The sequence below is a fragment of the Bacillus sp. 1A genome (assembly GCF_052682215.1).
This window is the reverse complement of record NZ_JBQYLZ010000001.1, coordinates 2,877,433-2,891,184: the sequence shown is the minus strand read 5'-3', so window position 1 is coordinate 2,891,184 and position 13,752 is coordinate 2,877,433. Positions and strand designations below refer to the sequence as shown.

Below are 13,752 nucleotides of genomic sequence, written 5' to 3'. Positions count from 1 at the left end.
CACTTTCAATTAATACATCTAATATATTAATAACATATAATTTATATATTAGACAAATTTTTCGAATGAACGTATAGTAGAAATTGTTAATTCTTTTTTACAATTTTTATGTAAAAAAAGAAAGAGGTGGGTACTGTATGAAATGGTGGAAATTAAGCGGACAAATTTTATTATTATTTTGTTTCGCTTGGACAGGTGAATGGATTGCAAAACAGGCACACCTCCCAGTTCCAGGAAGTATACTCGGTATTTTTTTATTGTTAATTTCATTAAAATTTAACCTAGTGAAGAAAGAGTGGGTACAGGACGGAGCAGACTTTTTATTAAAAGAACTTATTTTATTTTTCATTCCTTCTGCAGTCGCTGTCATACGCTACAAAGATACACTATCACAATATGGAATCGATCTCATTTTAATTATTATGATTAGTACACTTTGTGTCACTCTCGCTACAGGACTCCTAACAGAATTGCTACTAAAGCGGAAAGGATCAACACAATGATCGGCTTTCTTTGTTTACTATTAACACTATTCACATATTGGATATCGAAGAAAATGTATCAACGCTGGAATTGGAGCTTACTTTCTCCTCTTCTCGTCTGCCCTATTATTTTAATTGCTTTATTACTCGGACTAGACACACCTTATGAAACATATGAAACAGGTGGTCAATGGTTAACAGAATTATTAAAGCCTGCAACAGTTGCTTTCGCATGGCCAATCTATAAATACTTTGATTTACTCAAGAAACATGGAATAGCTATTTTACTTAATGTCATTGTCGGCTCATTTTTATCAGTTATTACTTCAGCACTACTAGCTAATTATTTTCAAATTGATTCATCGTTAGAACATAGTTTAGCGCCTCATATTGTAACGACACCAATTGCAATGGCCATTTCAGAAATGATCGGTGGTATGTCACAATTAACAGCTGTATTTGTTGTTTTAACTGCGTTAACAGGAGCATTGCTCGGACCTGCTCTCATACGTATATGCCGTATTAAAACAGCGCTCGCAAAAGGCATTATGTTAGGCACTAGCGCAAATGGAACCGGTACATCAAAAGCATTCGAAATCGGCCCTGTAGAAGGAACCATTGCAAGTTTATCTATGCTTTTAACAGCAGGAGCTAGTTTAGTTATCGTTCCGCTTTTCTTGTCGTGGATACATTGAAAAAGCAAGTGTTTAAACACTTGCTTTTTTATTTATATATTTATTTAAAACCTCATAATCCTCCGGGAAAGATAGCGTTAATTCCTTCATTTCATCTATCCTCTTCCAATCAATTTCATGTATTAACTCATCAGGATCTTGGATTTTCATACTACCGCCTATTTTTTTAACGACATAATAATGAACGTATACAGGAACCCCGTATGTAATACCCTCTTTTTCGTATATTTTATTTACAACTTCCACATTGTAACCTGTTTCTTCCCAAACTTCTCGAATACAACATTCTTCTAGTGTCTCTCCCTTTTCAAGCCCTCCACTTGGAACAGACCACCTTTTTTCTTCACCCTTTTACCCTTGCAACACCATTAAAACTTCATTTTTTTCATTTATACATACTGCTGCACAACCTATCCATCTTTCCATATACATCCCTCCCCTACAAAAATTCACCTTCTTTATCATTTTCTCCTTGAAAAAAGAGGAAAAAAGTAAACTAATGACGAAAAATCACATTAACTTCATAGACAATCCCTTCTTAGAAATTAAAAACGGAAGGATGAAAATATGATTTCTAAATATGTTGTGGAATGTGTCTTTTGTGAAGAAAATCGAAAACCACGCCAAGCTATCGTAACAGTTCCCGCCACTACTCAGCTACTAGCCATTGAAAAAGTGCGTGCGGAATGTAAACGTCGTTTCGGAAAAGCTTTATTATTGCAAACAGAAATTAAAGAAGAAATAACTTTTGAACAAAAAGAAAGCCGACCATAAATTGGTCAGCTTTCTTATCCGATCATATTTTCACATGAAGATTAGGGGCATCCTCTTTAAGGATCGGGATTTTCCCATTATGTACGTTCCATAATGGTCATCGAACAATATATTTCTATGCAATTAATTATTGAATAGAATAGGGCAAAACTTGTTCGCATTTTTAGAAAAGGGATAGGGATATAATTCAAGTAGTACTTCGAATACTCGAACTTTACACTCATTATATTAAAGCAAATCCTTTTATATGGGAAATATGAATTACTTACATAATTCATTCGTAAAACATATTAGTTTGCTATATTATTTTTATTCCATCAATAACATACATCCAGCTACAACTGGTGTCATAATCATTGAAAGCTGCAAAAGCATACGTGGTGCATAATTTGTAAACTTCGCCCCGATATACGCTCCTAACATCGTGCCAATTAATACTTGCAATAACAGTATATAATCTAGGTAGCCTTCTGAACTATATCCTAGCCCACCTCCAATCGCAATCGGCAATATGACAAGCATTGTTGTTCCTACAGATTGCTGGATTGTTAATCCTAATAGAACCATTAATCCAAGTTGAATAAATGGTGCAGAACCAATCCCAAATGAACCAGCCATCATTCCAGTGACTAATCCGAGACATATACATTTCATTATATTGTCTTTCGAAAAATCTTTAATTTCTGCTAAAAGTAGTTCTTTCCTATTTTGAAACTTAATTAATTTAACAAACATAAAAATTGCAGATAAAAATAACATCCCAGCTGTAAACCAATGAAGAAGATGCGGTGGTATAAGTGAACCAAGCTTTGCACCAATATAAGAACCAAGTGCTCCACATCCACCAACAATCCCTCCTATAGTAACTACAACATTTCCTTCACGATAATGACTTATAACCCCAGATAATGTCGTAAATGCCATTGCAGTTAAAGACGTTGCAAGCGCAACATGAATAGGAATGTGGAATACTAAAGTGAGTATTGCGATAATAAAACCAGCTCCCCCTGCTCCAACAAATCCTAATAAAACTCCCATTACTAACATCGTTATAATAATTGCCACAGACTTTCCCTCCAGTAAAGCAATTATCCATCATATTCTTCCTTGTATACAAATAAAAAGCATCCTAGATGGATGCTTTTTATTTCAATAATATGTACTTAATCTTGATTAATCAAAATAACTGCCGGACCAGCAACTACTACTCCAGCTACTTCTATCTTTTCAAATTCCTTTACTGTAATAGATATAACTCCTTCTCTTTCCATTAATTCTTTACTCAGGACATCAGTCGGGATTGCTTTCACCGTCTTACCTCCTTTTCATTTATACAATATGATACAGTGAAACTTTAATCAGTTGCGATTTGGTCCATTCCGCACTGATTATAATCGGGCTGCTCGTTTATGCACGATAAAAATAACCCAATGCATCTATATATATGCATCACCTCCACTTTCATTCCTTATTCCCTTCAAAACCCTTCTCTCCCTTCCGTAACGTATTGAAAAATAAAAAAGAAGCTATAACATATAGCTTCTAAATTTATTTAATCTCTCTGCACCTTATATTTCAAAACTCTACTATCTTTATCAAATTGTAAAACAAGATGTTCACTATCTATAGGGATAAAGCCACGTTCAGTTCCAAGATAGTACGAAGTGATAACCCCGTTTTCTCCATTTCTCGTTTCAGTAGGCGTTCCTAATAATTGTGTAATTTCTTCATTTGATTTTCCTGTTAATTTATATTTTTGTATTAGATCATCTACCATATGTACCCGTTTATCTTCAGCATGTAACCATCGATCTTGATTAAACTTTGAAGTGTATGTATTCATACTTAATTGTGCAGTACATACTATTAACGGAATAAGTGCTACTATTAACACTCCCGACATTTGCTTCTTTTCTTCATTACGATTTTTAGCAACATATAAGATCCACTTTTGAATCATAACTAATAAAACAAATGGCACGACTATTACAAAAACGCTCGTTACACTTAATGACGTATGAGCCATACCAATAATAAACATAAAAGCAAGATACATTAGTATATACAAACAAATATAAACATACAAAATACCCCTTAATATAGTACTCAGAAAGCCCACCTCTTTTTAATTCATTATATAATTTATTCGATTAATGGTTTCTCGAAGTTTTTCTAACTCTTGATCTGTATATATTACTTTCCCTGTTAAGATCTCATTTCTAAAGAACATTACAATTTGCTCTCTATCTTTTAATCTCGGCGTTTTTTCTTCAGACAGATCTAGCACTTCTTTCCCACTCTCATTATAAAAATATACAATCGGTTTTACGTTTTCCTTTACAATATCAACTTGTATTTCTTTCAAACAATTGTATAGAATATGGGATAGTTTCTTCGCTCTATATACTGGATTCCCTTCATTTTTCACTTGTATCGTTAATGAATCTTCACCTGTAATACATTCAAACGTCTCTTCTTTCTCTACTTCTTGTTGATACTTGCCAATTTCATCAATCATAAATGAATATATACTAGCATTTTCTTTCGTTAAGCCATGAATTAATGTCCCTGTCCATTCTTTCGTCTCAAGTACATACATACCCGTTTTACTTAAGACAAGATGATGAATGCGAAAATCATTTCCTCCGTGCTGACTTTTAATAAAAACATTCGGCATAATATGAAATTCATTTTCTAGTATTATGCCTTGTTCTACGAATCCACGCTTCATATAATGTAATGTTTCGTGTGTATTCACTTCAGCTCCATTTTTCGTATACTCTCGCAAATTTGCAATTAACTTTTGAAACATGTGTATTTCGTTACTATGTTTCTCTTGTATTTCACTTCGTTCTTTACTATGTTGCATAGCTAATTGATTTTTCATCATACGCATATTTTCAAGTTCTCTAGCTGCACTTATTTGTAAATCATTGTATTTCTTCTGTTCCATATTTTTTAATGTATTTTGTTGTTCTTTATGCTCTGTAACCGTAGCTGCAATTTCAGTTTCATACGTTTCAATTGCTTGTTTCTTTTCAAATTCTACTTGCTGACTCTCTGATTCTAGCTGTTTATTTTTATAGAACAGCACGAATACTACAGCTAATAATAATAAAATCACACCTATTAGCACATAATCCATATCCTTACTCCTTTATTCCATTTTCATTTATTTTTATAAACATCCATTATATTATACTATGCTTTCAATATACACTTTGTAAAAATTACATATTTTTAATGAAGAGAGACTTTAATAAGCGATTTTTCTCATTCCCCACTGATTGTTTCAGGTTGCCCGCAAATAGCAGCATAAAAGGAATCTCAGGCGAGATACCTTTTACGTGCATTTTATTGTACACCATACTGAATATAACTTGAATCATAGTATATCCAGCCATTTCCACCTAAACCAAGCCAACCATCTTGCTTACACCATACTCTATAAGCCTCACCGCGATGTAACTGTCTTATAACATTTCCATTTAATGATGGAGCATCCCGCAGATTCACATTATCACCAGTAATAGTCGCCACATAATGTTTATACTGAATGTAACTTGGATCATAGTATATCCATTCGTTTCCACCTAAAGCAAGCCAACCATTTTGTTCACTCAAAACTTCATACGATTCTCCTCTATTTAGCTGGCGAATTACACTAGATTGTAAAGATGGTCCACTCCGTAAATTTACATTATCGCCTTTAATTACAGCAACGCCGTAGACTGCAGTAGCAGTACTAGGTGGAGAAACATTTCCACCACCATTTGTTCCATTTCCTTGCAAAGCTTCTAATGAAACCGCTGCTGATACGTCACAGTTTCCTACTACACCTGAAATTCGACCAGAATCTGTGTATTGCTGCCCACTCTGTCCATCCACCAGCATCAGCAGGCGGCGTACTAGAGTATTTAGAAATCCAAAGTGGAATATCACTTAATCCGTTAATTCCAAACTCATTAATATACCAAACTCCTGTATATAACATGACATCTTTTCCAGTAGCCTGTTTCACATAATTTATGAAACTTCTTGCCCAATTAGATATAGCAGTACCAGTTAAATTACTATTACTCGGATCTATCGGTGATTCTAAATCTAAAACTGGTATTAAGTCTGTCTGATTGCTTTGTAATATGTTCACAAAATGTTTCGCTTCTGAAATTGCATCATTTAGTTCTGGATGTGCAAAATGGTATGCACCGATTAATACATTCGCATTTCGCGCTGCTTGTACATTTTGAACCAAAGTAGGATCAAGATTATTCACACCTTCTGTCGCTTTTGCATACGCCGCTGAAATACCCGATCCCTTCACTGCATTCCAATCAATGTTCCCTTCCCAATGAGACACATCGATAAACGTAATATTTGAACTAGATCTATCTTGCATATAAAAGCTCCTATCAATTTTTTTCATTTCGTATACATACAATATGTACAACTTTAATAAAGAGTCTCGACGTTTATACTATCGACATTGAGAGCAAACATATTTTATAAACAAAGTAAAAAGGCCTTGTAATTACAAGGCCTGTTGGAAATTCCCTTTATTTTGTAGTAAATACATATTATAATACAACCCTTGCTCACTCAGTAATTCTTGATGTGTTCCTCTTTCTACTATTTCTCCATCATGCATAACAAAAATTTGATCTGCATCTTGAATTGTAGATAATCTGTGTGCAATTGCTATAGTCGTTCTCCCTTTTCGCATTTGATGTAATGCTGTTTGGATCGCATCTTCTGTTTCTGTATCAATATTAGCTGTTGCTTCATCTAATACTAATACTTTTGGATTCGTTGCTATCGTTCTAGCAAAAGCAATTAATTGTCGTTGACCACTAGAAAATGCAGCTCCTCTTTCTACTACTTCCGTTTCATACTGTTCTGGTAATTTTTCAATAAACGTATTCGCTTGCACAAATTGTGCCGCTTCTTTTACTTCTTCATCCGTAATTTCTTCATTGTACATACGAATATTTTGTTTTACATTTCCCGCAAATAAAAATGCATCTTGCAATACGAGTCCTATTTTCTTTCTAATTTCTCTTTCTTCAAATTTCTCTAAATCTACACCATCTATTACAATATTTCCAGACTTAATATTATAAAATCGCATTAACAAATTCATAATAGTACTTTTTCCGCTACCAGTGTGCCCAACGAAAGCCACTGTTTGCCCTTGTTTCACGTGAAAAGATACATTTTTTAAAACATCACGTTTTCCATCATACGAAAAAGTAACATTTTTAAATTCAATTTCTCCATTAACGACTTGAGGATTTCCATCTCCTATTTGAACTGGCGCTAAATCTTTCTCATCCATTAAATGAAATACACGTGATGATGAAACAAGTGCCTGTTGGAAAAATGATAATTTCATCATCATCTCATTTACAGGCTGGAAGAAACGATGTATATAGTTAACAAACGCATATAAGACACCTACTTCAACAGGACTCTTCAAAGCATCAATTCCAAATAAACCAAGTACTAACGCAATAGCCACAATATGAACTAAATCAGTTGCTGGACGTAAAAGTAACGCGTCTAATTTTAACGTCCGCCGCCCTGCACTATAATGTTTATTATTCACTTCTTCAAACTCTTTTCTCATACGCTTTTCTTGTCTGAACACTTGAACAATATTCATTCCTTGAATGGACTCATTTAACTTCGCATTTAACACGCTTAATTGATTACGTACTTCTAAATAAAAGGCTGCACTCTTCCGGCGATATAGCACCATAATTGCAAACATTATCGGAATTAATACGAGAGAAAATAGAGCTAGTTTTACATTTAATAAAAACATTGCTACTAAAATACCTATTAAAAAGACTACATTTTTGACAAATGTGGATAATACACTGACATAAAAATCTTTAATTGCTTCCGTATCATTCGTTATGCGCGATACAAGCGTACCAATCGGCGTACGATCAAAGAAACTTAATGACAACTTTTGAACATGATCATATACTTCAACACGCATATCTTGAACAATTTTAAAAGCGATATTTTGAAAATACAATAAGTCTAAATAAGTAAATAATACTTTTAATAAGTGAGCAATAAGATACACTACAAATAGAGTAACAAGTGCTGATTGATCAAAGTTACGTGGTACTAAATGTTCATCAAGAAATTGTTTAATTAAAAAAGGACCCATCATTTCAGTTACAGTTGCACCAACTAAAAAGATAAATGCTAAAGATAGCAACCTTTTATATGGCTTCATATAAGAAAGTAATCTACTTAAATCACTCCGCTTCTTCCCGGTCATCATACGCCTCCTTTCTCGACTAATGCTTCTAACTGCTGGCTCTCGTACATTTCTTTATACCAACCGTTTTCTTCCATTAATTGTTCATGTGTACCTCGTTGTACAATTCTGCCTTCATCCACAACAAGTATAAGATTGGCATGTTGAATTGCACTTAAACGATGAGCAGTAATAATCGTTGTTTTTCCTGCTCTTTCCCTCTTTAATGCATTTAAAATCGTTTCTTCTGTTTTTGCATCTACCGCTGATAAACAATCATCTAAAATTAAAATTTCCGCATTCGTTAATAAAGCACGTGCAATAGAGATTCTCTGTTTTTGGCCTCCAGATAACGAAACGCCTCTTTCTCCTACTACTGTTTCATACCCTTCTGAAAATTGAAGGATATCATCATGAATACAAGCAATCTCTGCAGCGCGGGTTATTTCATTATATGTAGCATCCGCCTTTCCGAAGGCAATATTCTCCCCAATACTCGCTGAAAATAAAAAATGATCTTGCGGCACGTATGAAATGGCAGAACGGACACCGTAAAGTGTTACATCGCGAATATCCCGCTCCCCAACTTTTAATTCACCACTAAAATGATCATACTCACGGATTAAACATTTTAATAAAGTCGTTTTCCCTGCTCCTGTACGTCCGACAACGCCTAGTGTCTCACCCTTCTTCAAATCAAAGTGAACATCTATTAGCTGTAACAGTTCATTTTTCTTATATGAAAATGAATCGACCGCAAATGTAACATCACCGCTTGCTACTTTATGTACAGCATCTTCTCTATTTACTACATCTGATTTTTGCGAGAGAATTTTTTCTACACGGTCATACGAAGCACGCCCACGCTCCATAATATTAAACAACCATCCAAAGGCTAACATTGGCCAAACGAGGGTACCTAAATACGTTGTAAATGTAACGAGATCACCTACAGTTAATTCACCTCTCACAACTAATAATGACCCGTAACACACTGCAATTAAAAAAGAAAATCCAACGATAAGAGAGATTGTTGGATCAAACAACGAATCAATACGTGCGACTAACATATTTTTATGTACAACATCTTCTGATTTTTTTCGAAATGCTTGTAAATCTTCTCTCTCTTGTCCAATTGATCGAATTACCTTCATCCCACTCATACTCTCTTGCACTTTATCATTGATTTCTGAAAACGATTGCTGCGCTTTATGAAATCTTTTATGTAATAACGTTCCATAATAATTTGTCGAAATCGCTACAATCGGCATTGGAATTAAGCTTAACAATGTTAACTTCCAACTAATTGTAAAACCCATCGCTACGAGTACACATCCCCCAACCGCTAATGAGTCAACAAGTGTTAAAACACCCGATCCAGCAGTTTGTTGAATCGCCTGAATATCATTAGTCGCATGCGCCATCAAATCACCCGTACGACGTGATTGATAGAAAGATGGGCTCATCCTTGTAAAATGTTCATATAAATTCTTTCGTAATTGACGGGCTAGTTTTAACGAAGATCCAAAAATCATAATACGCCATAAATAACGTAATATGTACATAGTAATCCCTACAACTACTAACAGAATAACCCACCTCAACAATTTTTCAGATGTTAATGTTCCATTATTAATTTCATCTACTACAATACCTAGTACTTTCGGAGCTACAAGTTCAAGAAGCGCGACACCAAATAACATAATAATTCCGATTATGTACGCTCGTTTTTCTTGTTTAAAAAACCACGCTAAATTAATAAATACCTTCATTTTTATCCTCCTCCCTTAAAATGAGCGATGTTTTCAGTTTACCAAAAATACTGAATTTTTAAAAGTTTTAAACTGCATAACTAACAAAAAGAAAAGACACTCTTAGCGAGTGTCTTTTAGCGCTTATTTCGTTTGTTGCTTATTCATCGCGCTCATCATTTGATTGATTTTCTTTTGGGAAGGTTTTTGTCCCATTTGCATCATCATCATTTTTAACATTTGTTCATTAATTGGTGGATTTTTTTCTAAGTAGTTCATCATGTATTTGCGGGCAATGAAAAATCCTAACGCCACGCCTGCTACTAGTGCTACTACGCCCACTAGAATACCTAACCAAATTGGCATATATTTTCCTCCTTCATGTTGTCTACCTTACAGTGTACTAAAACCTTTTCAATAAGACAAGATACAATTCGACATTTTTTACACATATGTTCGTACTTGTTTTAGAGGATTCAGCCATCCGTACTTTGTATTTTCATAATCCATAGCTAAAAATGTTAATTCACACTTTCTTAACACCTCAAAGAAAGTCGTTTCCATAGAAACGTTTCCAGAGGTATTCATGCGAATATAGTGCGGTTTCACCATTATTTCGCCGTATTCCGCTCCTGTATAAAGTGTATGTGTATGATGTGTTCGATCATATTTACCAAGAACACGCAAAGCTTGTTCTAATTTATGGTGAATTTTCATTACTTGTAATGGCATCGTTATATACATCATTTGTTTATATAACACTTTTTTCTCCGAAAGGGACCCAGATTCTGAAAATCTAGCAAATAAATCAAAAAACAAATATTCACGACCAAAGTAAGCTTTCGCAATATCCTCTTGAATTAAATACAATTCATACGTTTTCATCTTTCGCCTCCCAATCTGGACAACCTTTTCCCTTCATTATATAGAAGAAATTTTGCAATGATTGTCTGACTGCGGAGAGATAAAAAACTTTTTCTGTCGAAAAAACTCATTTACATAGAAAAATCTCTCCATGCCGGAGAGATTTTTCTAAAATCATTAAAGCATTTCTTTTACTTTACGAACAACGTTCTCTACAGTAAATCCATACTCTTCCATAATCTTCTCACCAGGAGCAGAAGCACCGAATGTATCGATACCTAACACATCTCCGTCAAGACCTACGTAACGGTGCCATCCGAATGTAGCACCCATTTCGATTGCGAAACGTTTTGTTACTGCTTTTGGTAATACAGATTCTTTGTACTCAGCTGTTTGAGCTTCAAAGCGATCCATAGATGGCATGCTGACAACAGCTGCGTCAACGCCGTCTACTGCTAACGCTTTTTGCGCTTCAACAGCTAGACTTACTTCAGATCCAGATGCAAGTAAGATTACATCAGCTGTTTCTTTCTTGCTTGCAGAAACTACATATGCACCTTTTGCTACTTTTTCATACGTATCTTCTTTTGCACCTTCTAATGTTGGAAGGTCTTGACGAGTTAATACTAAAGCAGTTGGTTTGTTTGTAGATTCTAGAGCTAGTCTCCAAGCTGCAACAGATTCGTTACCATCAGCTGGACGAATAACAGATACATTTGGCATTGCACGTAGCGCTGCTAATTGCTCGATTGGTTCATGTGTTGGACCATCTTCACCAACAGCGATACTGTCGTGTGTGAATACATACGTTACTGGCAATTGCATTAATGCTGCAAGACGAATTGCTGGACGTAAGTAGTCAGAGAATACGAAGAACGTACCACCGTAAGTTTTTAAACCGCCATGTAGTGCAATACCGTTCATTGCTGCACCCATTGCGAACTCACGTACACCGTACCAAATGTTTTTTCCGCTGTAATCATCTCTTGTAAAGTCTTTTTCGTTATTCATGTATGTTTTGTTAGAACCAGCAAGGTCAGCAGATCCACCGAAGAATGATGGTACAGACTCTGCAATTGCATTAATTACAGCACCTGAAGAATTACGAGTTGCTGCTTTTGATCCTAATTCATAAGTTGGTAAGTTTTGCTCCCAACCTTCTGGAAGAAGACCATTCATTGCCGCTTGTAATTCGTTTGCTAATTCTGGATATGCTTGTGCATATTCACCTAGCATAGTGTTCCAGGCTGCTTGCGCAGTTTCACCAACATCTTGTACAGTTTTACGGAAGTTGTCATATACTTCTTCTGCTACATGGAAGTCTTGCTCAGCAGTCCAAGCATATGCTTCTTTCGTTAATTTTGTTTCGTCTACACCAAGTGGAGAACCATGTGAAGCTGATTTTCCTGATTTGTTTGGAGAACCGAAACCAATTGTCGTTCTTACTTCAATTAGCGTTGGGCGTTTTTCGTCAGCTTTCGCTTCTTCGATTGCTTTCGCGATAGCTTCAATATCGTTTCCATCCTCAACACGGATTACTTGCCATCCGTATGCTTTGTAACGATCTTCTACACTTTCAGAGAATGAACGATTTAAATCGCCATCTAATGAAATATCGTTTGAATCATAAAGCACAACAAGACGACCTAATTGTAAATGAGCAGCTAATGAAGATGCTTCAGCAGAAACGCCTTCCATTAAATCTCCATCACCACAAATAGCGTATGTATGATGATCTACTACATTATACGCATCACGGTTATATTTAGCCGCTAAATGTCTTTCAGCCATTGCCATACCTACAGCAGTTGCAATACCTTGTCCAAGTGGACCAGTAGTTGCGTCTACACCTGCTGTATGACCGTACTCAGGATGTCCTGGAGTTTTGCTTCCCCATTGACGGAAGTTCTTTAAGTCATCCATTGTTAGATCATAACCAGATAGGTGAAGTAGGCTGTATAGTAACATTGAACCATGACCTGCAGATAATACGAAACGATCACGGTTAAACCACGTTGGGTTATTTGGATTGTGTTTCATAAATTGAGTCCATAATGTATAAGCCATTGGTGCTGCACCCATTGGCATTCCTGGGTGACCAGAGTTTGCTTTTTCAATCGCATCGATGGATAATGTGCGAATCGTGTTGATAGAAAGTTGTTCGATTGAATGTGACATGCTATTCTTCCCTTCGCTTATATTAGTAAACGTTTTATACATTTATATGATAGCTTCCCACGCAAGATTATACAACATGTATCGACAAATATGTTGATATTTTTTTGGTTTTTCATAAAAAAATCAATGATTTCGGGAATGTATGGGTATTCAATATGACATACTTTTTCATTATTTTTATTTTAAAAAGAAAGGGAATTATCTGTATATTTATTCATCATTTTCAAATTCCATAATGCAAAATATATCCTTCCCCATTTTTCACTCTGCACAGCAAACGAATAAAAGAATTTAAATCTTGGCATAATTTATCTCGATTAAATACGTATCTTTCATATTCTCCATCAGTATTATTATCATTTTCCCATTGAAACTGCCCTGTCAGTTCGATTGTTTCTGGCGCTAGAGAAAACATGTTAACTAGCGAACAAAATAACTGTTCTGCTATCACTGCCCCTTGCTGTTCTATTTTCGTAATACCATAATAGTGAATTCCAAATCCTTCTGCTCTTTTCGCTGGATAATAGGTCGGAATCCAATGGGTAAAATCTAATAGATATACGATTAGCTCATCACTTAATACAACACACTCATCTATCGTTGCTTCTTCTTTATATAGAAAACAAAGTTCAATCCAATCTATACCTATAAAATCCAACCCTTTTTCTTCATTCGAAACAAATACAAATTCGTGCTGTAAAGCCAAATTATCCCCCCTATTGCTCACATTTATT

13 protein-coding genes and 2 pseudogenes are annotated in these 13,752 nt (G+C 35.2%); 3 read left to right on the top strand and 12 right to left on the bottom strand.

Translation table 11 applies throughout. The features are described from left to right. The first annotated feature begins 137 nt into the window (after positions 1–137). Positions 138–503, top strand: coding sequence for a CidA/LrgA family holin-like protein (locus tag ACUN0F_RS14715; protein ID WP_088608932.1), 366 nt, complete (start codon positions 138–140; stop codon positions 501–503). Next, complete coding sequence (locus ACUN0F_RS14710) at positions 500–1,177, top strand: LrgB family protein (RefSeq protein WP_000578955.1); 678 nt, start codon at positions 500–502, stop codon at positions 1,175–1,177. Before ACUN0F_RS14715 ends, ACUN0F_RS14710 begins: the two co-directional genes overlap by 4 nt. Positions 1,178–1,189: 12 nt before the next feature. Here the strand turns inward: ACUN0F_RS14710 and ACUN0F_RS14705 are convergent. Then, positions 1,190–1,603, bottom strand: a pseudogene (locus ACUN0F_RS14705) (NUDIX hydrolase). Positions 1,604–1,744: 141 nt separating this feature from the next. Here ACUN0F_RS14705 and ACUN0F_RS14700 point away from each other — a divergent pair. Continuing rightward, a complete protein-coding gene (locus tag ACUN0F_RS14700; protein WP_000624203.1) occupies positions 1,745–1,951 on the top strand; it encodes a DUF3903 domain-containing protein in 207 nt (68 codons plus the stop codon). A 309-nt stretch (positions 1,952–2,260) separates the two neighbouring features. Here the strand turns inward: ACUN0F_RS14700 and ACUN0F_RS14695 are convergent, their stop codons facing one another. The 11 genes and pseudogenes from ACUN0F_RS14695 to ACUN0F_RS14645 form a co-directional block, all read right to left on the bottom strand. Then, entirely contained in the window at positions 2,261–3,016 is a 756-nt protein-coding gene (locus ACUN0F_RS14695; RefSeq protein ID WP_147786358.1) for a sulfite exporter TauE/SafE family protein, read from the bottom strand. Positions 3,017–3,114: 98 nt separating this feature from the next. Continuing rightward, on the bottom strand, positions 3,115–3,261 hold the full coding sequence (locus ACUN0F_RS14690) for a BC1881 family protein (protein ID WP_000644411.1): 147 nt from the start codon (positions 3,259–3,261) through the stop codon (positions 3,115–3,117). A gap of 242 nt (positions 3,262–3,503) precedes the next feature. Further along, the gene (locus ACUN0F_RS14685) at positions 3,504–4,070 is read right to left on the bottom strand and encodes a hypothetical protein (protein ID WP_080345009.1); all 567 of its coding nucleotides are present in this window, start codon (positions 4,068–4,070) and stop codon (positions 3,504–3,506) included. 6 nt (positions 4,071–4,076) lie between these two features. After that, on the bottom strand, positions 4,077–5,096 hold the full coding sequence (locus ACUN0F_RS14680) for a nuclease-related domain-containing protein (protein ID WP_264462766.1): 1,020 nt from the start codon (positions 5,094–5,096) through the stop codon (positions 4,077–4,079). A gap of 209 nt (positions 5,097–5,305) precedes the next feature. Further along, a pseudogene (locus tag ACUN0F_RS14675) lies at positions 5,306–6,350 on the bottom strand (GH25 family lysozyme). Positions 6,351–6,482: 132 nt separating this feature from the next. Further along, the gene (locus ACUN0F_RS14670; protein ID WP_445539593.1) at positions 6,483–8,246 is read right to left on the bottom strand and encodes an ABC transporter ATP-binding protein; all 1,764 of its coding nucleotides are present in this window, start codon (positions 8,244–8,246) and stop codon (positions 6,483–6,485) included. Then, positions 8,246–9,997, bottom strand: coding sequence for an ABC transporter ATP-binding protein (locus tag ACUN0F_RS14665; RefSeq protein ID WP_445539592.1), 1,752 nt, complete (start codon positions 9,995–9,997; stop codon positions 8,246–8,248). The genes ACUN0F_RS14670 and ACUN0F_RS14665 overlap by 1 nt, the downstream gene beginning before the upstream one ends. Before the next feature lie 123 nt (positions 9,998–10,120). Beyond that, positions 10,121–10,342 carry a YneF family protein gene (locus ACUN0F_RS14660; protein ID WP_001123315.1) on the bottom strand — a complete coding sequence of 74 codons (222 nt, stop codon included), beginning with the start codon at positions 10,340–10,342 and terminating at the stop codon, positions 10,121–10,123. 78 nt (positions 10,343–10,420) lie between these two features. Then, positions 10,421–10,861 carry a sporulation inhibitor of replication protein SirA gene (sirA, locus tag ACUN0F_RS14655; RefSeq protein WP_000860645.1) on the bottom strand — a complete coding sequence of 147 codons (441 nt, stop codon included), beginning with the start codon at positions 10,859–10,861 and terminating at the stop codon, positions 10,421–10,423. A 156-nt stretch (positions 10,862–11,017) separates the two neighbouring features. Further along, a complete protein-coding gene (tkt, locus tag ACUN0F_RS14650; RefSeq protein WP_000019750.1) occupies positions 11,018–13,018 on the bottom strand; it encodes a transketolase in 2,001 nt (666 codons plus the stop codon). A gap of 223 nt (positions 13,019–13,241) precedes the next feature. After that, positions 13,242–13,724 (bottom strand): hypothetical protein, encoded by a 483-nt coding sequence (locus tag ACUN0F_RS14645; RefSeq protein WP_046954527.1) that lies wholly within the window; start codon positions 13,722–13,724, stop codon positions 13,242–13,244. Positions 13,725–13,752 lie beyond the last annotated feature (28 nt).

Bases quoted from the DNA above. Each gene is read 5' to 3' on its own strand.
- tkt (WP_000019750.1), bottom strand. From the start codon at position 13,018: ATGTCACATTCAATCGAACAACTTTCTATCAACACGATTCGCACATTA.
- ACUN0F_RS14700 (WP_000624203.1), top strand. From the start codon at position 1,745: ATGATTTCTAAATATGTTGTGGAATGTGTCTTTTGTGAAGAAAATCGA.
- ACUN0F_RS14665 (WP_445539592.1), bottom strand. From the start codon at position 9,997: ATGAAGGTATTTATTAATTTAGCGTGGTTTTTTAAACAAGAAAAACGA.
- ACUN0F_RS14680 (WP_264462766.1), bottom strand. From the start codon at position 5,096: ATGGATTATGTGCTAATAGGTGTGATTTTATTATTATTAGCTGTAGTA.
- ACUN0F_RS14710 (WP_000578955.1), top strand. From the start codon at position 500: ATGATCGGCTTTCTTTGTTTACTATTAACACTATTCACATATTGGATA.
- ACUN0F_RS14670 (WP_445539593.1), bottom strand. From the start codon at position 8,246: ATGACCGGGAAGAAGCGGAGTGATTTAAGTAGATTACTTTCTTATATG.
- sirA (WP_000860645.1), bottom strand. From the start codon at position 10,861: ATGAAAACGTATGAATTGTATTTAATTCAAGAGGATATTGCGAAAGCT.
- ACUN0F_RS14660 (WP_001123315.1), bottom strand. From the start codon at position 10,342: ATGCCAATTTGGTTAGGTATTCTAGTGGGCGTAGTAGCACTAGTAGCA.
- ACUN0F_RS14715 (WP_088608932.1), top strand. From the start codon at position 138: ATGAAATGGTGGAAATTAAGCGGACAAATTTTATTATTATTTTGTTTC.